Origin of the sequence: Niastella caeni, assembly GCF_004834005.1 — a bacterium.
In the GTDB taxonomy this organism is placed as follows: Bacteria; Bacteroidota; Bacteroidia; order Chitinophagales; family Chitinophagaceae; genus Niastella; species Niastella caeni.
In genome coordinates this window covers 809667-831325 of sequence record NZ_STFF01000002.1, presented here as the reverse complement: position 1 = coordinate 831325, position 21659 = coordinate 809667, and the positions used below count along the sequence as shown (strand labels likewise).

16 protein-coding genes are annotated in these 21659 nt (G+C 39.7%); all 16 read right to left on the bottom strand.

Annotated elements, in window-relative coordinates; translation table 11 throughout:
- Positions 1 to 9: 9 nt before the first annotated feature.
- Positions 10 to 2187: a peptidase domain-containing ABC transporter gene (locus FAM09_RS10795; protein ID WP_136577099.1), complete on the bottom strand. Its 2178-nt coding sequence runs from the start codon at positions 2185 to 2187 to the stop codon at positions 10 to 12.
- Positions 2188 to 2189: 2 nt separating this feature from the next.
- On the bottom strand, positions 2190 to 3068 hold the full coding sequence (locus FAM09_RS10790; RefSeq protein ID WP_136577098.1) for a hypothetical protein: 879 nt from the start codon (positions 3066 to 3068) through the stop codon (positions 2190 to 2192).
- A 9-nt stretch (positions 3069 to 3077) separates the two neighbouring features.
- Entirely contained in the window at positions 3078 to 3956 is an 879-nt protein-coding gene (locus tag FAM09_RS10785) for a hypothetical protein (protein ID WP_136577097.1), read from the bottom strand.
- An 11-nt stretch (positions 3957 to 3967) separates the two neighbouring features.
- A complete protein-coding gene (locus FAM09_RS10780) occupies positions 3968 to 4801 on the bottom strand; it encodes a hypothetical protein (protein WP_136577096.1) in 834 nt (277 codons plus the stop codon).
- Entirely contained in the window at positions 4792 to 6057 is a 1266-nt protein-coding gene (locus FAM09_RS10775; RefSeq protein WP_136577095.1) for a radical SAM protein, read from the bottom strand. Before FAM09_RS10775 ends, FAM09_RS10780 begins: the two co-directional genes overlap by 10 nt.
- A gap of 122 nt (positions 6058 to 6179) precedes the next feature.
- Positions 6180 to 6401 (bottom strand): hypothetical protein, encoded by a 222-nt coding sequence (locus FAM09_RS10770; RefSeq protein WP_136577094.1) that lies wholly within the window; start codon positions 6399 to 6401, stop codon positions 6180 to 6182.
- Between the two features lie 19 nt (positions 6402 to 6420).
- Positions 6421 to 6642 (bottom strand): hypothetical protein, encoded by a 222-nt coding sequence (locus tag FAM09_RS10765; protein ID WP_136577093.1) that lies wholly within the window; start codon positions 6640 to 6642, stop codon positions 6421 to 6423.
- 130 nt (positions 6643 to 6772) lie between these two features.
- The gene (locus tag FAM09_RS10760; protein WP_166437094.1) at positions 6773 to 9235 is read right to left on the bottom strand and encodes an outer membrane beta-barrel protein; all 2463 of its coding nucleotides are present in this window, start codon (positions 9233 to 9235) and stop codon (positions 6773 to 6775) included.
- 123 nt (positions 9236 to 9358) lie between these two features.
- Positions 9359 to 10084, bottom strand: coding sequence for a hypothetical protein (locus FAM09_RS10755; RefSeq protein ID WP_136577091.1), 726 nt, complete (start codon positions 10082 to 10084; stop codon positions 9359 to 9361).
- Positions 10085 to 10130: 46 nt separating this feature from the next.
- Entirely contained in the window at positions 10131 to 11030 is a 900-nt protein-coding gene (locus FAM09_RS10750; RefSeq protein ID WP_136577090.1) for a polysaccharide deacetylase family protein, read from the bottom strand.
- Entirely contained in the window at positions 11027 to 12892 is a 1866-nt protein-coding gene (locus FAM09_RS10745; protein WP_136577089.1) for a biosynthetic peptidoglycan transglycosylase, read from the bottom strand. The genes FAM09_RS10750 and FAM09_RS10745 overlap by 4 nt, the downstream gene beginning before the upstream one ends.
- Positions 12893 to 12926: 34 nt before the next feature.
- Positions 12927 to 15140, bottom strand: coding sequence for a peptidase domain-containing ABC transporter (locus FAM09_RS10740; protein WP_166437093.1), 2214 nt, complete (start codon positions 15138 to 15140; stop codon positions 12927 to 12929).
- Positions 15121 to 16428: a radical SAM/SPASM domain-containing protein gene (locus FAM09_RS10735; protein WP_136577087.1), complete on the bottom strand. Its 1308-nt coding sequence runs from the start codon at positions 16426 to 16428 to the stop codon at positions 15121 to 15123. The genes FAM09_RS10740 and FAM09_RS10735 overlap by 20 nt, the downstream gene beginning before the upstream one ends.
- 90 nt (positions 16429 to 16518) lie before the next feature.
- Positions 16519 to 16713 (bottom strand): hypothetical protein, encoded by a 195-nt coding sequence (locus tag FAM09_RS10730; protein WP_136577086.1) that lies wholly within the window; start codon positions 16711 to 16713, stop codon positions 16519 to 16521.
- Positions 16714 to 16801: 88 nt separating this feature from the next.
- Positions 16802 to 19273: an outer membrane beta-barrel family protein gene (locus FAM09_RS10725; RefSeq protein ID WP_136577085.1), complete on the bottom strand. Its 2472-nt coding sequence runs from the start codon at positions 19271 to 19273 to the stop codon at positions 16802 to 16804.
- 392 nt (positions 19274 to 19665) lie between these two features.
- Positions 19666 to 21648 (bottom strand): RagB/SusD family nutrient uptake outer membrane protein, encoded by a 1983-nt coding sequence (locus tag FAM09_RS10720; protein WP_136577084.1) that lies wholly within the window; start codon positions 21646 to 21648, stop codon positions 19666 to 19668.
- Positions 21649 to 21659: the final 11 nt, after the last annotated feature.

Here is a 21659-nt window from a genome sequence, read left to right as displayed (position 1 = left end):
AAATAATAACTAGCCCAGTTCCAATTGGTTTTTTACCAGCTCAAAATACCGGCCCTGATTTTTGGTTAATTGGGCATGGGTGCCCGTTTCTGTAATAACTCCTTTTTCCAGCACAACTATCAGATCAGCATTTTTAACGGTGCTTAACCGGTGGGCGATCACCAATACTGTTTTACCAACAAAATAATCAGCCAGGTTATTCATAATTGCCCGTTCGTTATTAGCATCCAGCGAATTGGTGGCTTCATCGAGCAAAATAATTTTAGGGTTTTTATATACCGCCCTTGCTATGAACAATCGTTGTTTTTGGCCGCCACTTAACTCTATGCCTGTTTTTCCCAGTAAAGTATTATGCTTAAGCGGCAGCGATTGTACAAATTCGTCTAAACAAGCCAGGCGCAGTGCCTGGTATACGCTGTTTAAATTAATGTTCCTGTCGGTCATGGCTATATTCTGGGCTATGGTGGCGTTATAAATGTATCCACCCTGCATTACCACCCCACACGCTGCCCTGAGTTCTTCGGTATTGATATTTTTTAAATTGATATCATCTATACATATCGCCCCATTTTGCGGTGTGTAAAATGCCAGCAATAATTTCATGAGTGTGGTTTTACCACTACCGCTGGTTCCTACAATAGCAGTTATTTTTCCTTTGGGAATAAAAAGATCGATATTCCTGAGCACATAGGGATTATGCGCGCCCGGGTATTTAAAAGAAAGCCCTTCTATTCTAAATCCGCTTTTGAAATGGACCGGAAATGGCATTTTGTCTTCATTGTTCTCATTATCCTTCAATTGGATCTCGTTCAATCTTTCAAAACTGGTTTTTGCATCCTGCAGGTCCTGAAAAAAAAGCATCAGGTCCTGCACAGGCACCGCTAACTGGCCTACGATGTAGCCAATACTTAACATAACGCCAAAGCTGATCTGTTCATTGATCACCCAATATGAACATAAAAATGTAATGAACAGGCTTTTGAGCTGATTGATGGTACTTACGCCGTATTGCTGTAAACCTGTTAGTTTTAGGCTACTTAGCTTAAACCCATAGAGCTTTTGTTGCATTTCGCTCCATTTAATTATTTTGTCATGCTGGGCATTGTTAAGCTTGATTTCGGTCATACCCCCAATAAGGTCGTTCAGGTAGTTCCTTTCCTCCACGGCAAGGCTAAACCGGTGGTAATCGAGCTTTTTTCGTTTATTTAAAAACAAAAAGAACCAGATAACGGAGATCCCGGTAAACAAGAGAAAACTGATCACAATGTACCTGTCTAACCAAAAGAATTGAATGATATATACGGCCATCAGCAACAGAGAGAAAAAAAAGTTGACCAGTTTGGTGCCCAAAAATGTTTCAATACGTGAGTGGTCTGTTATCCGCTGATGGATATCTGCATTGGTTCTGCTATCAAAAAAAGAAATAGGCAACCTGAGCAGTTTAGCAAGAAAATCGGAAATGATGCCTGTACTTAATCCCGTACTTAATTTTGCCTGAATAAGGCTTTTGATGTAATTGGTGAGGGTAAGCGCGCCAAACAATACGAACTGGAAGATCAGCACTTTCCAAATAACAGGTATGTTCTTTTTCTCCACCCCGTTATCTGTCATATACTGAATGGTCTTCGGTATCACCAGGGAAATCAAAGCGGCAATAAGCATAATGAAAACAAGCGCCAGCATTGACCGGGTATGGGACCTTAAATAGTTCCTGAAATGACGGAATATAGAAAGCTGATCTTTTCCAGGGCTGCCTTCTTTCTTACCCTGCCCGCCGTTTGGCTCTAAAAATATAGCAACGCCTTTTTCTCCCGGGCCTTTCCATTCTTTAATAAATTCTTTTTCCTGCAAAATGATCATTCCATAACCAGGATCGGCAATCGTGTATTTACCCGCTTTTATTTTTTGCAGAACAACATAGTGATTATTGCGCCAGTGCAAAATGCAGGGCAATGGCAGGTTATTTTTAAGATAATCGACGGTAGTAAGGAACACTCCGGCGCTTAACCCGGTTTCACCTGCTGCCTGCACCAGTTCTGCCGTGCTGGTGCCATTCCTTGTGGTATGGCACAGGTCCCGCAACTGGTGCATACTGGTTTTAATACCATAGTATGTGGCGATCATTTTTAAACAGGCGGGCGCACAATCCATCGAATCGAGCTGCTTTTGAAATATACGATTAAACATTTTCAGCGTTTGAAAAACCCGAAATAAATAAGTGTAATATCCAACTCTGAGTTTCCGAGGGTTGATCCATCGTGAAAACAGTTATCGGTTGGCGCTATGTAATATTGATAGGGCTTTTGTTGTATCCGTAATACCGGATAATCGGGAAAGTGCCTAAAAAAATAGCTGGAGATATTGCTTATATTGATGTTGTGCGCCCTGATGTCTATTTTCTTTTTCAACATATTCAATGCCTGTATCATCGACAGGTTCACAAACAGGAATCCCCTTGCTTCTTTTCCCAGGTTAATGGAAATTCTGTTACCAAATTTATGGGCTGTATGCACTGTCATTTTGGTTCTACCATCGTTATGGATGCCCATATATTGTACATCCTTTGGATGATATCCTTTGGGCAGCTTTGTAGTTTCGCAGGCCACCATTTCAAGGTTTGGTAACTGGGTACCTATACAGTTAAAATAAAAAGGCTTATTATCTGAAAAAGGCGATAAAAATGCATGCATTTCATTGCTAACAGCTTTCACTTTACCGGCATCGCGATAAAACTTTTCAAACACTTCATCCCTGCTTTTTGAACCGGCCAGGTCCAGTTCCCTGAAACTATTCTTCAGGTGCTCAGGAAGCTCTCCCAGGTAAACGGTATTGTAACTATTGCATTCATCCTTTGGCTGCAATTGCTTTATTTCAGCCGGGGTCAGGCTTCTCCAGTCACGTTTTACAACATAGGCCTCCTCTTCATACTGGGGGCGAAAATGTAAATTCTGAAAATGTACCATCTCGGCTAACTGTTCAGTATGAAAAACCGTTCCTGAATTTATTTTTACCGAATCATAGCCTTCCTGCAATTGATTGTTTATAGTAATACCGTTTATTAATCTCATACTGTATTATTAAAACCTGAAAAAACCAAAATACACCATTATAATATCCAACTCTTTCGTTCCAAAAGTAGATCCATCGTGTAGACAATTATCTGTAGGTGCTATATAGTATTGATAGGGTTGTTGGGTAACTTTTATTACCGGATAATCAGGGAAGCAGCTAAAAAAGTACTTGGAAATATTAATGATGTCGATCCGATGTTTTTTTACATCGATCTTTTGTTTCAACATATTAAAAGCCTGCTGCAGGGTCAGGTTCACAAACAGAAAGGAACGGGCTTCTTTACCCAGGTTAATGGTGAACCGGTTACCTGATTTATACAACTGGTTCAGGGCAACATATTTTGTTCCATCATTATGAATACCCATGTATATTTTGTCTTCTTCCTGAAAACCATTGGGCAGCCGGGTGGTATCGCTGGCCACTACTTCCAGGTTGGGTAAATTAATTCCTAAGTAGTGGAAATGAAATGGCTTGCCTTCAGATCTGGGCTGCAAAAATTCATTTATTGCTGTATTGATCTCGGCCGTGGTCGCTGCCGCATTCCTGAACCTGGTGAATATTTCTTCACTGTTCCTGCATTCATTGAGTTTCAGCGATTCGAATAAACGTCTCATGTGCTCAGGAATATTTCCAATGTAAACAGTATTGGCATCCGTTCTTTTACCAGAGGGTTTCAGCAGTTGGGTTTCCTTTGTTTCCAGCGGCCGCCAGTTCCTTTTGGGAATAAAAGCGTCTGCTTCAAAGGAGGGGACAAAAGAATGATGGCCGTATTCAACCCTGGGAATTTCTACCTGGTTAATTGGCAATACCCCGGAGTTTATTAAAATGTCATCATTGCCTGTACTGCAATCACTATAAAGCATTATACCTTTTTTTATTTCCATAACATACAATTTTATCCGGCCATGTCGAACAGGCCTGTATAAACAATAGTTACATCAATTTCGTTTTTACCAAGCGTGGTAGCATCATGAAAAAAATTATCTGTGGGGGCTATATAATACTGATAGGGCTTCAGCGCCAGTTTTACCACCGGGTACTCAGGAAAATGTTTGAAGAACAGGTACCCTATATTATTGCAATCTATGCTGGCATCAGATAAACCGGTGCATTCCCTGATCATTTTCACAACCTGTAACATAGACAGATTTATAAAAGCGAGGTGCCTGGTTTCCCGTCCCAGATTAATAGAAATGCGGTTGCCCGATTTGTAAGCCGTATACGGTGTAAATTTCCTGCTCTGGTCGATGTGCAATCCTACGTAAATAAATTTTTCACGCACATAATGACAGGTGGTGGTATCCCGGTTTGGCAATGCACGGGTTATGCGGTGAAATTTGTAATTGCTGGTTGATGAACAATTTTTTAGAAAGGCATGCATACTTTTATTGATCTGCTTTACTTCTTCTTCTTTATTTCCGAAAGCAGGCAGTATTTGATCTACAGAAGTACATGCATGCAGGTTCAATTCCTCAAAAGAAGCTTTCAATTGCGATGGAATGTTTCCTACAAAAATGCTTTTCCGGAAGTCTGCTTTTTTGCTGTGCGTAAATAACAGGCTGGATTCCTTATCGTGTAGCTTTCGCCATGAAGTTTTAGGAATATAGGAACCGGAAAGATAACTCAATCCTGAATTTTCCGTAGGCACCATGGTGCCATCGTTTATAGTTACCTGATCTGCCATATCGCTCAGATCACTGGATAAGCGGATACCTTTTTTTAATTGCATAAAAGATCGGGTTGTTTGAAGGATGTTAACTTTTGTTTCAGGGAACTGCTGATCGTAATGTCAGGCGCTTTTTTTAGTTCCTGCAGAATTTCTTCAAACGATACCTTTTCTATTCCACTATTACGGGCAGCATCATATGGCAGGCCATTAATAAGATCGTTTTGAAGGAAACTTATTAACCGGATAATATCCCTGCAGTAAATGGTTGGGTTATCAAAACCGTTCTTATTGGCAAAACGGTTTCCTAAAAAGCCGCCGCCGCAAAATTCATAAACCGGGCAGTTCAAACATTTTTCGCAAACCATCTCGTGCGAATGGTAGTATACATCAAACACCCTGTCGCCGAAGATATCTTCAATGCCGTGTGAGTGAACATTAAAATGATTCCGGGTAATACCTTCATAACAGGCCCGCAGCGAATCGGCCACCTCTATAGCTCCATTTGTTTCTATGATCAACACACCGTTTGTTTGTAAGCCGAAAGCCTGGTTTCCTATATGCTCATCGCCAAGCAAGATCTGCAGCAGGTTTTCAAACAATTTTATAGCCGGCCGTTGTTTGTCATTTTTCCATAAAAGGAAAAGCTCTATCAACCAGTTGGCAAAAGGGGTGTAATCATCATCATCCAATTGTTCAGGCGCCATGCCTTCGGGAAGCCGGTCGTAATGACCATCTGGGAATAGCAGGTTTAAACTTTCAATACCCAGGTTTTTCATTTCCTCATAATATTCCCTGGCGGGAATACGGAGGTTCAATACACTTAAGATCCCCATAAGGCCATTGCCTATTCCCTGGCGAACGGCCCGGGCTACCTGGACATACGAACCTTTTCCATTATGAAATACCCGGAAGGCGTCGTGGTATTGTTGGGGCCCGTCGATACTGATCCCTACTTTCACGTTATGGACCTTCATCCATTCGTACCAGGTTTGATCTAAGTTTACGCCATTCGTTTGAACAATAAAACTGAATGAAATACCGGGCGCTTCATTTTTGAAGATGGCCAAACAACTTTCAAAGTATTCCCGGCCCAGCAAAAGGGGTTCTCCACCATGAAAAACAATTTGCATGCGCCTGATAGATGCCGCCTGGCCGTAACTATGAAGGCGCTTTGCCAGGGCGGTCACCGTATCCAACGACATGTATTTAGGTTGATCTTTGTAGGTAGTATCACCTAAGTTATACATATAACAATAGGAACAATTCAGGTTGCAACGACTTGCACTTTTTAGTACAAAACAGGTTACTCTTTTCATTGTCTGCACATTTGACTGATAAATGAAATGACCGTTTGGATTTAGCTGGACATAAATAACCAGCTTCCTCAACTACCGGTTGAAGAACAGGCAACAAGGAAACTGGCTATTGTCAATTTTTGTTAAAGCGCAACTCTCAGGAATGGATCAAATCTGTCGTAAGCAACAACATCCTCAGTTCCGCGCAACAAATTCATGGGTGAAGCCACGTTACAACCAGAACCAGCAGCACCGCCAAAAATGGCTTTGTAAAGGTCCAGTTGTTCGTTCTCCGAAGCTTCAATGGCTTTTTGGATGATGCTCTTTTGCGCAGCATCCGTTGCGATCTTTACTTTTTTTTTCATAAAAAAGTTTTTGATTCTGTTAAAGCGGAGCTCTCAGGAATTGATCTGTTTTGTCGTAAGCTACAGCATCGTCGCTTCCGCGCAACAAATTGATGGGTGCAGCAACGTTACAATTAGAACCAGCAGCACCGCCAAAAATGGCTTTGTACAGGTCTAGTTGTTCGTTCTCCGAAGATTCAATGGCTTTTTGGATGATGCTCTTTTGTGCTGCATCCGTTGCGATCTTTACTCTTTTTTCCATAAATAATGTTTTTAGTTTAAAAAATAGCCAGCCTATAGGGTGTGGCTTTCACCCTCCCATTTATGTACATTAAATGAAAGCAAATTTGTATTACTCCACGCCGGTACAAGGCGCTTCTGTGGGTACTATGTTATATGATCCGGCTCTTGATATTTTCAAATTCAGTATCCCTGTCTCTTTTTTTCTTTACGGTTGATTTTCCAAAATTATAGCTAAGAATAAATGCCAAACTGCGGGTATCGTTATAATAATGCTGTTTTAACAACAGGTCGCCTGCCTGAACCCGGTATACATCTTTATTGCTTCTGAACAGGTCTGTTGCCGAAAGGGTAAAGCTGAAGGCGCCTGCCGATTTCCTGATCCGCAATTCCGTATCGAGCCGGTTACCTACCCTGGTATTAACAATGGTAAAAGGAAAGGTATTATTGGCTATCAGGTTGCCCGTTAACCGCTGCTTTTTTGAAATGGTAAATGTTTGATTGGTTGAAAAGCTTAATAGAAATGACCGGTTATCAATGGAAATATTACTGCTATACTTCCCTTTTGATACAATATAACCCGTTAATACAGTGGCAGACAATTGCCACCATTTCTTCAGTTGGTTGTAGTATATAACCGCTCCTGAGTAACTGTATTTGTTACCGTAATTAGTTTTTTTATTTATCACAACGCCCGCTGAATCTTCAAAAGGCAGCGCGTAGATCTCGTTGAGCGTTTGGCTTGCCGCCAGTTGAAAAATATAGCTACCTTTTCCGGCATTCAGTGAATGGCTGAGCTCTTCCCGGTAATATTTAGAAGGCGATAAAAAAGGATTCCCTTCAAAATAAGCTTTATTAGTGGTATAGGTCCTGAAGGGATTTACATCCCAATAGCCCGGCCTTGTTATGCGGCTCGATACCGCCAGCGTATATGTTTTTTTCCCGGAGGTTGTATATTTCAGATAACCGGTTGGAAAAACATTGACATAATTCCGGTTTACTACCTTTTCTCCTTCCAGGTATCCTTTGGCAATGGTATTCTCAAGGCGGGTTCCTATCTGGTACGCCCATGTACCATTTATCTTTTGGTTCAGTTGTACATAAGAAGCATTAATATTTTCGTCGTAGGAAAATAAATTACTGCGCGAAAAGTCCTTTGCCCAGGAATTACCTCCTACATAGTTTTCAAAAACAAGATCGTTATCGATTTGTGAGAAGGAGGACCTGATGCCAAAATCAATATTGACACCGGAGCTGAGGGGCCAGTGGAAATCGGCTTTGAACGATTGGTTCTTTACATGCTGCGGCGCGGAACTTCTAAAATAGTCACTTATGTACAACGGATCATAAGTTGCCGCATCCAATGCGTTTGTTCTACTGAGCGAAGTATTCCTGGAAGTATAATTCAGTGCGTCGAAATCGATATTTAACTTTTTTCCGTGCGTATCGAGCCTGCCTTCATAATTCAGGTTCAGCGAATAAGTATGTGAATTCAACTTATCTGTATTTTCTGAATGACTGAGAGAGTCATATCCTGCATAATGATCGTGGCTGCCGGCATTGCGCCTCTTGCGGTCATCATTGCCCGAATAGTCCATTATCAGACCGGCAATATGGTCTTTGTTAAACTGGTAATCAATGCCCAGATTGGCGCCAGCCGATAAGGAACGATTTAAACCGTCAGCGGTGATACGCCTGCTTAACGGTATTTCATTGCCAGGCTGCTGAAAATATACATTATGATCAGATTCTGGTTTTCTTCGCCTGTTAACCAGGTAGCTGCTTGAATAAAGATCCCACTTACCACTACGATTGTTAAAAAAAACATTTGCGCTTTGCGAATTGGTGGCGGTTTGCCTGTCGGTTAAGCTTATGCTTCCGTCGAGGCCATCTTCTTTTTTCTTTTTGGTAACAATATTCAGGATACCGCCTCCCCCCTCGGCATCGTATTTACTGGAGGGGGTAGTGATTACCTCAATGGCTTCCAGGTTATCTGCAGGCATGCTGCTTAAATATGATTTCAACGCAGTACCCGAAAGCACTTTCTTTTTATTATTGATATACACCGCAACGCCCGAAGTTCCGCTGATCCGGATGCCGCCGTCGGAGGAAGTGGTTACCAGAGGCGTTTTTTCAATTACATCCCAAATATTATTTCCTACAACCAGCTCGGTGCCCGTCACATTGAACCGCAACCTGTCTAAATCCATTTGTATCAGCGGCTTCTTACCGGTAACCTCCACCTTTTGCAACATTTTCTCATTATCCAGATGCAGGTTGATGGTAGTGTCGGCCCAAAGGTGCACAGGTATACTGGAGTCTTTGTAAGAACTGTGACTGATCAGTAAATGATAAGCTCCCTTTTGAATATTTTGGAAGCGGTAATGCCCGGTGCTGTCACTTATTGTGGTAGCAATGAGGGATTTGCCCTGACGAATACTTACAGCAATATATGGAAGGGGTTGCCTGTTTTTATTAGCTATATTACCGGTAATGGTTAACTGAGCAGTTGCTAACTGGCACAGTATTGTAAGGAAGAGAGTTGCTAAAGCCATTAGCCTGCACTGAGAAGAAAAATGATAATGGCAGAAAGCCGGCTTTGTTAACAATTTCATATAGTAATAAGGTTTGATCTTACTCATTGATCTGACGTACTCTTTAAAAATAATAAATTTCAGAACATATATTTCCCGACATCGTCATTTTTATTTTCTAACGGTATGGCATATACATTAATGCTACATATTTAAAATCCAGAAACTGTATTTACCAAACTTAGCTTCATCCTGCCACCAGGTATCTCCGGTAAACCAACGTAAATTTTTCATGCCCGCCTGTGATTGTACAGGACATATAACCTCCTTTCCGGAACGTTGTGCTAAAAATGTAGCAGTTTCAGGAAGCACAACAGTTATATGGCCAGCCTCAGATAATACGTTCCTTTGGGCTACAATAATTCCTATAGTCCCTTTATTTGCTAAAGATTGCATTTTAGTTAGATCATATACCCGTTTCCATCCAAAACAGGCGCCATAGGAAAGAAACCAATCGGCCAAAGAATTACAATTCATTTCAAAAATAGTCTTTGCATATACCACAGGCACCTTTAATCCATTCTGAATTGTAAGAATTGATTCTTCATTCCACCATACCCTGGGTAGATATGCCCCTAAGCACCTGGCCACATCATAAGCATAAATATTACAGTAAGTACTTTTTCCTTGCATAGCATACCGCCGGCTTTCTTCTACATCTAGCCATTCAATAACGTTGTATATATACTTTTTCCTGGCATCGGCAGACCTGATCTTTTTTAAATTATCCTTAGGCATACCTTCTTCACTTAATGGGTGCGCCCAACGACGATCAGTTCTGGCATTAATTGCATTATTTGTTGAAAGATCAACCCGAAGCAATTCAGACAAGGGGTTAATACGAAATGCATTTTTAATCCTTGAGATCATATCATCAACTTTTTATCATTTTAAAAATGTAGCTAATGAATCTGAATCAATATTGATCCAGTGTTTTAAAAATTATACCGCGGCCCTTCAGGTAAAGTATTAACGCCCGAAGTTTTTCAGTTTCCTCCGCTTTTCCAGCGAAAGCCATTCCCCTTCTAAAAGCCCGGTCGTGCATTAGTAATACGATCTTATCTTTCTGCAGCTTCAGAACTTTTCCGGCCACCTGCTCCCAGGTTTCTGTGAGCCGGTCTTTCAATACGTTCTCATTTGCATACATGTCTATATCGAAATTCATCAATCGGGAATCCGGGTTATCTTTACCATTCCTGCAGTACAGGTCTTCCTTTAGCTGTAGCGCCTCGTTATAAAAATCAAAGTTCATTTCCCATTCAACATCCCATCCAAATACCTGGTACCCTATATCAAATAATTTCGTTGCCCACCTGCCGGTTTGTTTACCAGGCAGTTTACTAACAAGGTCACTACCGGCATCGCCTGTCTTCTTTGAATAGACCCACGAGTTACTACCCGGCAGCCTGGCCAATTTTACGGTTTTACGAGTTACATGAATATCATTACCATTTGCCCTGAAATTATCTCTGAGTTCCTGCAAATACCACCTCAGCTCATCTTCGTTCTTTTCAAAATCCTGTAGAACAGTTAAACATTTCCAAGTATCATCCACACAAATGCCTTCTTCATAATATTTTCTGTATTCATCGTTTCCATGATAATAACTATGATTACCAATTGAATGATTCTGGTATATTTCATTCAGAAGCCACATACATTTGTGGCGGTCCTTTTCATATGCGTTAAATAAATGTTTCCCGATCAGGTAAAAAGTGGCGGGCACATTCGTTTGTTTCAGTATGCTCAATACTTCCTCTGTTCCAGCCTGGATGCCATCATCAAAAGTCAGATATACTTCTTTTTTAACAGTCATTGCATTTGAACGTTATCGTAATTGTAGTTGGTAAGTATAATAGATCCTGATTGACAAATAATCTCTATATCATGTAAGATCTTCCCCGATTCCTCATTCGTAATAATTCCCCGCGTCATTAACCCGTTAGTTAACCATTGTACATATTTTTTAAGATTCGTAAACAATTGAGCGCTCTGCGCTACTAATGCTTCATAAAAATGAATAGGGCGGGGAATAATGTACATCATTATAATAAACTCTATCATTGATAAGTCAAGCGGTGATTTTTTAAAGTAAAACATAGCCGCTTCCTTAATTCCATATACGTTTGGGCCAAACTCTATAATGTTCACATATATTTCAAGCAACCGGGATTTAGAGATCTTGAAATAATTTTCTATAAGTAATGACAAAATAATTTCTTCTACTTTTCTGTAAATATTTTTTTCATGGTTTAAAAATAAATTCCTGGCCAATTGCATGGTAATTGTACTACCCCCCCTTTTAAATTTCTTTGCGATCATATTTGATACAATGGCACGGCCAATAGCCAGAACATCAATGCCCTGGTGATAATAAAAGTTTGGGTCTTCGCAAACAATAATTATACTGAGCAGCTTATCCTGGAAATGTTCTATTTCCATAAAATTACTATGCGGATCGCCCACTATTATTTCCCTTAAGAAAACATGGTCCTTATAAATTTTGTGAACAAAGGGTTTGTCTAAATATGATAAATCGAACCCGCCATAATCCTTTATTATTAAATCATTTTTTAAAATATTGATATCAAAGAAATGTTGCAGTGGATCGCTCATGGAAAATATCAATCGAAATCTAACCAACAGGGTTCCCTCAGTCGTAATACTTCTGATAGCTTTATTGTGAAAAGCTGGAAAAGAATTTTTAAATAATTCAACGTCTATCTCAACATGAAATACAAGCCTCAAAAAATCTTTTTCTCCTGTATCGTGACTGAATTGAAAAGCGAAAGGTATTTGATTGATGTTACCCCCCGATTCTTTGGTTACTACAAATGAAGTTGGTGTGAAATTGATATGTACTTCTACATCAAAGTTGTTAATTAATAAAGGCGTGGCGCCAATTGCCGGGTGGTGAATACAGAGGTCAGTGATCCTACATTCCCCTCTTATAGCTTTGCGTTTTTGATCTGTGTCGTTTTGAGTAAAGGAAAAGTTTAAATGTGTAAATGAAAAGGGAGCCGGGCAATTGCTCACCGGAAGATCATTGCTGTCAATCGTAACAATTACTGATTTTTCGCTTTTATTAACTGCAACCTCTACAAGGTATTTATTTATATTCTTTTTGAAAGAAGTTTCCAGATCTGCTTTTATTAAATTATTGGAAACGCTGAGAATACTGCCGGCAACAACAATTTCCAGTTGCGGAAACCGGATCTTTACTTCCCGGATCATTAATCGTTCCGGGAAAAAAAGGAAAAATGCATTAATGAACTTCTCATATTTAGGATAGAGTTCGCGCTCCCACTCTTCCCTGACCTTTTTGGTATTTGAGGATACAGGATCGTTTGCACTAATAGCATCTTTGCTTAAAGAACGACAGGTTATTTCAAGTTTATCAAGTTGAACCTTTATTGCATTCTTAAGTGTTCTTTCTTTTATTAACGTCCAGAAATTAAGGAATAGCTCTAATCGCCGGATCTCAATTTCGACAACTGATCTTTTAATGGTAATATTTCTTATCTCATAACGGGCAAGCCCCTTTATCTTCACTTGTTGAACCTGGAGCCTAATATTGTACCTGAGAAATAACCTGTTTATATTGTTATTTCTAATTTTATCGATCCACCTGATCCGTTTAAAAAAGGTGGTCACTATTATTATAAAAAGATTTTTCATCACTTTATTTCAATACTGTCAATATTATTGTGGATCACACGCCCAATTCCAATTGATTTCTGACCAATTCAAAATAATTTCCCTTATTAGTTACCAACAGATCATGATGACCCTGTTCTACAATACGCCCTTTGTCCAAAACAATAATCTGGTCGGCGTTCTTTACGGTGCTTAAACGGTGTGCTATAATAATAACCGTTTTACCATGAAAAAATTCATTCAGATTTTCCATGATCTGTTTTTCATTATTGGCATCTAAACTGCTCGTAGCCTCATCAAAAAACAGGAAATCAGGATTCTTATAAACAGCCCGGGCTATCAATACTCTTTGCTTCTGCCCACCGCTTAACTGGATGCCAACAGACCCTACTTTTGTATTATATCCCATGGGTAAGTTTACAATGAAGTCGTGTATACAAGCCACTTTTGCAGCATATGTAATTCTGTCTTTATCTATAGCCTCATCTGCGATCGCAATATTTTCAGCAAGTGTACCGGCAAAAATATGTCCATCCTGCAGCACAGTTCCACATTGCTTTCTCCATTCCTCGCTGTGTATGGTTGACAGGTTGCTATTATTAAGTTTGATATGCCCTTCAGAAGGATTATAATAAGACAATAAGAGTTTCAACAACGTGGTCTTTCCACTTCCACTGGCGCCCACAATGGCTGTTATTTTATTTTTAGGAATCGTAAATGAAACATTCGTCAATACAAACGGGCTAAACGATCCTGGATATTTAAAGGTAACATGCTCAAGCGCTATTTTATTAATGTTTGTCGGCGCAGGTGCTTTATTACCTGCATTTTCGTCTTTTTCCGAATATACATCGTTGATCCTTTTTTGGGCGATATCTGCATCCTGCGCATCTCTTATATAGTTCACAAGATTATTAACAGGATAAGCTAATTGTCCCAAAATATAAGAGATGCTTAATAGAGCGCCAATAGTTAACTCTCCTTTGATAATTAAAAAAGCACAAATGGCAATAGCAATAAGTTCCTTAAACTTCGAAAGAAATGACATCCCGATATTCTGATACATATTCAGAAAAAGCGACCTGAGTTGTAATTCATTTAACTTTTTTTGAAGATCTGTAAGTTTGGTGATCATGGTATGCTGCGCATTGTTAATTTTTATTTCGGGCATATTCATGATGAATTCATACAAACTATTGCTGTTCTCTGATTGTCGTAAAAAAAGCGAATACTCCAATACTCTTCTGGCCTTTAAAAAAAAGGTCACCCACACTATGGAAACAGCGCTTAGCAAAAAGAAAACAAGAAAAATATATTTATTGATGTTGAACAGGATCGTAATAAAGGCAATGATGTTTAGAACACCTATCACCATTGCAATAGCCCGCCATGTTAAGAAGGTTTGGATCTTAGACTGATCTCCCAATCTTTGTAACGTATCGGTATTCATGCGGGTATCAAAATATTTTATTGGAAGCCGCATGATCTTGTAAAGAAAATTTTGCTTCAGAGAAATACTAAGCCGGAAGTTGAGTTTGGTAAGCACCAGATCGCTAAGCAGTTGAGATACAAAATTTCCTAAAAAAAGCCCTAATTGAGCCAGCAGCAATACCCATACAATATGCAGTGACCCAGTGCCTATACCTTTGTCTATTGTTTGCTGAAAAATGACAGGGATTGCCCAGTTTGCCACCAGGCCTGTTATCATCAATAATATAGAAAAAACATATCGCCACTTATATTGTGAAATAAATTTAAAAACAGATTGCAGGAATTCCTGGTTATAAAACTTTATGCGGGGGACAGGCATTGGTTCCACAAACCCTGCTGAAGCAGGTTGCATTAGTATGGCTACCCCTTTTGAATTAGCCCCCATCCAGCCTTTCATCAGGGTTTCTTCATCTAACTTTATTTTACCGTAACCGGGGTCTGCAATGTAATAGGTTGTATTGCCCCGATGGTTTGCAATATCATATAAAACAACAAAATGGCTTTGCTTCCAATATAAGATCAGGGGCAATGGGGCTGCTGTCACTTCTTCTACAGTTAACTTTACGCCAGCCGCCTCAAATCCCATTTTTCTGGCGCCTCCTAATATATCCTGAACAGCAACACCCATTCTGGTAACAGGGCAAAACTGTTTAACATCTTTTACAGTATACCTTTTTTTATAGTACGATGCTACCATTGCCAGGCAGGCTGGTCCACAATCAGAACCTTCTAATTGGGCAAAGAAGGTTAGCTTGTTTTTACGCCTCAATAATTTCATCCACTTTGGTTTTAACAATTTGCATTTTTTTGTTTTCATCTCCATGATGAACGCAATAGTCAAGGCCAGAAGCAAGGTGTTCCATTGCATGCTGTGAACAGCCGCCATTACACAGTGGCATTATTTTGCAACTTAAGCAGGGCTTATTGTTAAATTTTGCACTCATCCTTCTTTCCAGGTAATTATTTTCCCATACAAGGGTTCCATCATCGCTTAGATAGCCTGCTCTTTTTATAGTGGTAAAATCTCTTGCTGTACATTTAAAAAGATCGCCATTATAGTTAATGACCGCACTATTACGTTTATCGGCATAGCAGGAGTTTTTGACGTTGTTGGGAGAATAGGTGCTTGTAACGTTTACACCGGCATCTGTGATCTTATTAATATTATCATCAATAACGTCAAAGGTATTGTCGATCTTATCGTCTTGCCATACCCTTTGATAATCCATTAACAAGTTTCTTTGTTTAATATCTTTTGGCAGATCATTAAACTCATCCGCAATTTTATGTGTACCAATTATATTTTTATCTGTATAGTTGATGCGCAAGCGTACAGGAAAATTATTTGAAATGAGCAGTTTTACATTTTTTATAATCTCCTCATAAGACCCTTTATTTGCACTAACAAACCTAACCAGGTCGTGTTGCTCTTTGTACCCATCTAAAGTGATCTGAAATCCACAGGAAATACCTTTATTTTTAAAGTAAGCAATGAATTCGTCGTTGATCAAATAGCCATTCGTTGTAAAATAAATACTCGGCTTAAGGCCATTGGCTCTACAGGCATCTACATAAGTATCAATAATAGGGATTACTTCTTTTTTAAAATAAAGCAAAGGTTCTCCACCAAAAAAGGAGAGCGTAAATACTTTTATTCCTTCTTTATTAGCCGTTTTATTAATGAACAGGTTTATTTTTTTGATCATTTCGGCGTTAAGACGGGAATTCTTAACATGCGTTTCATAACAATACCAGCATTTGAAATTACAGTTCATGCTTGGGTTAATTGTCAATAAAAAACTATCCGTATTTTCATCATATTTTTTAACCAGCTTTTTCACCTTATCAACCTCATCGATATTGTTCTCAATAATAAACTCCTGCTTTATAAGATAATTGTAAAAAGTAGGGTGCACCTCATTCAGCGCATCAATATTTTCATTCAATGCAGCCTGCAGAATATCTTTCAACGTTTCTTCAAGAAAAATAACTTTTTGAGTGAAAGAGTTATATAAGGCAAATTTTCCTGAATGAGGAATAATTGCGTTAAACTGACTGAATTTCATAGATCTACTTTTATAGTTTGTTTATATTTTCCCAATCTGGCGTAGAAGAAGCAATAATTGCTGAGTACCAGCAATTATTGCTTCTCTTTTTTAATGACTTCCACATCCGGCTACACAATTGCCACCGGAGCAGTTAGTGTTATGACAGCTTATCAGGTTAGAAGCAGCAGTATCTCCGCCACCCATGATAAAGTTTCCTTCAAAGGCTTCAGAAAAACCACTGATCAATTGTCCTTCTGCATTTTCTGTGAGCTGTTCAAATTGCTCGAAATTTAATTTTTTCATTGTTTAAAAGTTAAATGGTAAATAATCCCTACTCTGTTTAATATGGGCTTTTCGGGAATCGCCCTTCTTTATGCATAAATAATTTTAGTTAGTTTACCCTGTTTCGGATATCCTCATTGGCAGAAGATCTGTTTCCGACCGTCTTTAGTTTATTGTTCCCAAAATTGTATCTGATCTTAAACGCAACAGCCCTGTTATAAGCATTGCCGTTAAGTTCATTTTTCAATAGCAGGTAATTGGGGTATAAACGATAATTCAATTTTGAACTGCCATTATACACATCATTAAAAATCAGATTAAACGAGAAATCTTTAATGACTTTTCTAACTTCTATATAAAGGGAAGACACACTATTAAGCCGTTCTCTGCTTATATCAGTACCCGGACTACTATATCTAAAGGTTACAAAGCCAGTCCATTTTCGCTTTTTAGAAATGTATACATTGTTATTAAAATAAAGATCAAAACTATGATTGGTCACGTCAACAGGTATTTCTGACGTTTTGCCGTAGTATTGATCATAATTGTATGAAGGTGTTATATTAACGTCCCAGAAATTCTTAATAAATGTTTGGCGGATATTAAATAGTAAATTCAAACTTCTTACATTCCCATAATTATAGAAGGATTGTTTCAGTTTGGTTTTGCCATCCTCAACAATGGGTAAAATAAAACTGGCATATTGATTGGAGCTTTTCGCGTACGTTAAGGAAAAAACATATTTACTGAGTAAGGTATAGCTAAACTCTGCGCTATTATATATAACCGGCTTTAAGAAAGGATTATTTTGTAAAAAATAGTCCTGTGAGAAATAGGTTCGCCCGGGAAATAATAATTCAACATTCGGCCGTCTGATCTTCCGTGAAAAGCTCCACCCAAATTGATTATGTTTATCAGGTGAATAACCGAAGGAAAGACTGGGAAACAGATTAATATAATTGGAATCGACAGCAACAGCCTTTTTTATTTCCCGGGTAGAGTAGTTTGTCCCCTCCGCTCTCAGGCCAACTTTGGCGTCCCATTTTTGTTTGAAACCTTTGGCTAAACTAACAAAACCCGCATAATACTTTTCGCTGTACTGATAATGTAAGCTTTGCGTATTATCTATTACATGTTCGTCTCCATTTAAAGTATAGTAATCCTGGTCATTGTCTATTGATGTGGAACTTAATTGAGCCCCTGCAATGAATCTGATATTTTTCAGGATTGTTTTGCCATACTCTAACCTTCCAGACAGATTGAAAAATTTTTGTGGCAGGTTGTTGGAGTACTGTCCAAGCTGATCAATAGGTTTGCCCTGAGCATCGACACGATTAATATTCCAGCTATTTTCACGGCGTTGAAAAAAATGGTTATAGTCAATATTCGCATCTACATACTTTTTCCCGGCAGGATCTATATTCCGATGATAGTTCAGGTTGCCAAAATTATAGATGTAAATATCTTTCCCTTCACCGGGAAGGCTGTGTATAGAGTCTATATAATCATTCTGCCATTTTGAAAATCCTGTAGTGGTTGAGGAATGCGATCTCCCTTTTACAAAAGAGAACCATCCATTATAACTCAATGCGTTTTTCCTGTCGATGTCATAGTCTACTTTCAAACCATTCCCCAATACCTCATAACGCCGGTAGTTCCTGTAATATAAATGATGCCGCATACTATCTGTATAGATCAGATTCGATCCTATAGTAGAATAATTGTAATTGGTACTAATGACAGGTGTAAACTGAAGGCCCACCTTCCCTTTTCTATAATTAAAGTAGCCATTTACTAAAGAGGTGTTATAAGGCCCCTGCTGTGTTGTAAAAGAAACCATTCCCAGCCACCCTTCATGTAATTGACGCTTTATATTAATATTAATAACACCGCCGGATGTATTGGCAGCATATTCACTACCCGGATTGGTAATTAATTCTACATTCTTAATATTTGTAGCAGGCATGGCTCGCAACATTTCTGTGAGCATTTCCCGGGGTATCTCTGTTTTTTTATTATTGATATAAACCGTAGTGCCCGGTTTTCCAATTATTGAAAAAGCATTACTTTTTTCATCGTAATCGATAAGTGGCACGTGCCGCATCAGGTCTATGGCACTATTACCCTCAACTATATTCTTATCAGGAGTATATATAAAGCGATCAGCCTTTCGTTCAAATTCTTTTTGTCCATAAACGGCTACCGCTTCCAAGGACCTATATTTATCCTTCAACATTACATTAATAACGGTATCACCTGCTAAAGAAATAGCAGCGACCCAATCTTTGGCATTTGCATAAGAAACTGTAAAAAGATAACCCTGAGCAGGAAGGTTAGCAATAGAATAACGGCCGCTATCATCAGAAACTACACGGGTAACGATGGCAGTGTCTTTGGATATAATTATTGTAGCAAATTGTATAGGATAATTAGTAGAGTCAGTTATTACTCCTTTGATTGAGAATTGCCCAAAGCTGCTATTTGAAGAAAAGACCAGTACAAATAAAATAGAAAGTGGATATAACTTACCAGACAACCTCAAAAAGGAATACCTGCCATAGGGTAATGACCTACAAATCATAGTTATATAAGGTTTAATGAGTTAAAGGCAATACCAACTCAACATCACAAGTTTCACCTGTTAGTACATACGAACTAAAAACTTGTTATTGCAATATAATTTAATTGAATTCTGTAACAACTATTTTTGATATTCGTGCTATTTTGCCGAATAAGTGTGTCGAATCAGGCCATAAGTGTGTAAAAACCTTTAAAGAAATGGTACCCGCAAAAAACCGCAGATGGATCATTTACACTTTGTCGCATGCAGATAAATTATAATAATGTTCGGTTATTCTTTTCAGGTATAACACAATGAGCGGGTAAACTACTTGAATAAGCGTGCATATCATATAAAAAGAAAAGGCTGCCCCATCAGAACAGCCTTTCTTTTTATTATACTTATAGTTAAGTTTATTGATATCCCGGATTTTGATAGGCTGCTTTTTCTTCAGCCGACAATTCCATACCGTCAATCTGGGCTTGCGGTATAGGCCGGAGATAATGTTTAAGCTCAATGGTACGGGTTACCGTTTGCGGCGTATGATTTCCATAAGCGATGCCGCCAATTTCATAGGTACCTGCAAGTTCACTCCACTTTTGGGTACGCACCAGGTCGAACCAGCGATGACCTTCCCCGAAATATTCCCGCGAACGTTCAGCCAGGATATAATTGATGTCGATAGTAGCTGGTGTAGCAGCGGTCATTGCGGCACTGTTGTCGGCTACAAATGCCGCATTGTTCCTGTTTGAAAATTTCCATTTACCAGCTCTTGCACGAATTACATTGATCAGTTCCCGGGCGCTTTTACCGGCTACCGTTGTAGCGCCTTTTACCGCTGCTTCGGCAGCTATAAAATACAGTTCTGAGAATTTGGCAATTTTGAATGGCCGGGTACTCGTAGCATTTGGCTGACCAAGGCCCGAACCATTATCGGTTCTGTATACGCCCAGTTTCCATAAGTTAGGGAAAACGATCCTGCTGATAGCGCGGGGTGTAACAACCCAGTCGGCCCTGCCCGGTAACTGACCAGCACCTATATTATTAGCAGCAGGTTTGCTGGTAAACGTGGCGCCTGAAGGATAAGTAATACCGGCTGCCAGTGATTCATCATCCAGGAACGTTAAGATGGGCTGCCCCGGCGTTACCGGTAAACCGTTCGCATTGTAAAGCGTTGCGTTCGGGGTTCCGCCTTTGGGCCAATTGCCTCTGAAAACAGTGGTAAAAGTACCATCATAACGCGAATCCAGCGTTTTATCGGCAAAGGTATTCGTAATAGCTCCGATAGTTGGCGCCATACGGGTATAAGGGCGGCCTAAAGGCTGGGCCGCTTCGCGCTGTACTGAACTAACGCCAGCACCGGTACCGGTAGCATCGGGTGAGCTTCTGATCACTGTATAGTTAAAGGTAACCATCCAGGTAGCACCGTTCCTGCCATTGCCGCTTTCAGAATCAAAGCAACTAAGACAGGCGCCATTATAGAACTCGCTTTCCTGTGTATGATCGGCATACAGGATCATTTCCTTGTTGCGGTCATTACCTCCTACGTGCAGATCATAAAACGTAGTTTCAAGACCAAATGAACCGGGACTGTTAATAGCCTGTACAGCTATATCATAAGCCTTTTGAAAATACCATTGTGCATCATGGTTATCAGGATCGGTTCTGTTGGTTTGCGGATAAGTAGGAATGCTGTTCGGGTTTTGTAACCACCAGGCATACGTCAGATACGCTTTTGCCAAATAAAGACGCGCTGCTGTTTTCGTAACACCACCGGTTACCCGGGGCGCATCGGGCAGATCGTTTACTGCCTGTAGTAAATCGGGAAATATTGCTTTGGTATACACTTCAGGCACTGTGTTGCGCACCGATTTTCGGGAAGGGGCCGTGTTAAACTTCAATTCCCCGGCGCCTAAGTCCAGTGGCACGCCGCCAAATGTTTGCACCAGCAGAAAATAATCAAATGCCCGGAAAAACCTGGCTTCAGCTACCAGTGAAGCCGGGATGGTGCCCACAGCGCCGGCATTCTCAATAATACCACTGGCTGTATTGATGTTCGAGAAGGCGGTTCCCCATAATGCATCTGACCGGCTGCTTGTTGGCGTTAAATTTCCAACGCCGCTTAAATCGGCATCCTTAAAATTGGCATCAGCCGACGAGGCCCAGGTATATTCGTCGGTACCGGTCTCCAGCGTATTATAATAATAGGGTTGTCCGTATATGAAGCGAAGGTGGGCATACTGTGATGTTATGCCGCCCTGCACGCCTTTTTCAGTTTTAAAGAAGTTGGGATCATAAAAACTGCGGGGCTCTTCTTCCAATACTTTTTTACACCCTGAAAATAACAGCATGGAACATGCTGATAATATAAGTGATTTTATAAGCAGATGTTTCATAATGTTAAATT

Bases quoted from the DNA above. Each gene is read 5' to 3' on its own strand.
- FAM09_RS10795 (WP_136577099.1), bottom strand. From the start codon at position 2,187: ATGTTTAATCGTATATTTCAAAAGCAGCTCGATTCGATGGATTGTGCG.
- FAM09_RS10790 (WP_136577098.1), bottom strand. From the start codon at position 3,068: ATGAGATTAATAAACGGTATTACTATAAACAATCAATTGCAGGAAGGC.
- FAM09_RS10785 (WP_136577097.1), bottom strand. From the start codon at position 3,956: ATGGAAATAAAAAAAGGTATAATGCTTTATAGTGATTGCAGTACAGGC.
- FAM09_RS10780 (WP_136577096.1), bottom strand. From the start codon at position 4,801: ATGCAATTAAAAAAAGGTATCCGCTTATCCAGTGATCTGAGCGATATG.
- FAM09_RS10775 (WP_136577095.1), bottom strand. From the start codon at position 6,057: ATGAAAAGAGTAACCTGTTTTGTACTAAAAAGTGCAAGTCGTTGCAAC.
- FAM09_RS10770 (WP_136577094.1), bottom strand. From the start codon at position 6,401: ATGAAAAAAAAAGTAAAGATCGCAACGGATGCTGCGCAAAAGAGCATC.
- FAM09_RS10765 (WP_136577093.1), bottom strand. From the start codon at position 6,642: ATGGAAAAAAGAGTAAAGATCGCAACGGATGCAGCACAAAAGAGCATC.
- FAM09_RS10760 (WP_166437094.1), bottom strand. From the start codon at position 9,235: ATGAAATTGTTAACAAAGCCGGCTTTCTGCCATTATCATTTTTCTTCT.
- FAM09_RS10755 (WP_136577091.1), bottom strand. From the start codon at position 10,084: ATGATCTCAAGGATTAAAAATGCATTTCGTATTAACCCCTTGTCTGAA.
- FAM09_RS10750 (WP_136577090.1), bottom strand. From the start codon at position 11,030: ATGACTGTTAAAAAAGAAGTATATCTGACTTTTGATGATGGCATCCAG.
- FAM09_RS10745 (WP_136577089.1), bottom strand. From the start codon at position 12,892: ATGAAAAATCTTTTTATAATAATAGTGACCACCTTTTTTAAACGGATC.
- FAM09_RS10740 (WP_166437093.1), bottom strand. From the start codon at position 15,140: ATGAAATTATTGAGGCGTAAAAACAAGCTAACCTTCTTTGCCCAATTA.
- FAM09_RS10735 (WP_136577087.1), bottom strand. From the start codon at position 16,428: ATGAAATTCAGTCAGTTTAACGCAATTATTCCTCATTCAGGAAAATTT.
- FAM09_RS10730 (WP_136577086.1), bottom strand. From the start codon at position 16,713: ATGAAAAAATTAAATTTCGAGCAATTTGAACAGCTCACAGAAAATGCA.
- FAM09_RS10725 (WP_136577085.1), bottom strand. From the start codon at position 19,273: ATGATTTGTAGGTCATTACCCTATGGCAGGTATTCCTTTTTGAGGTTG.
- FAM09_RS10720 (WP_136577084.1), bottom strand. From the start codon at position 21,648: ATGAAACATCTGCTTATAAAATCACTTATATTATCAGCATGTTCCATG.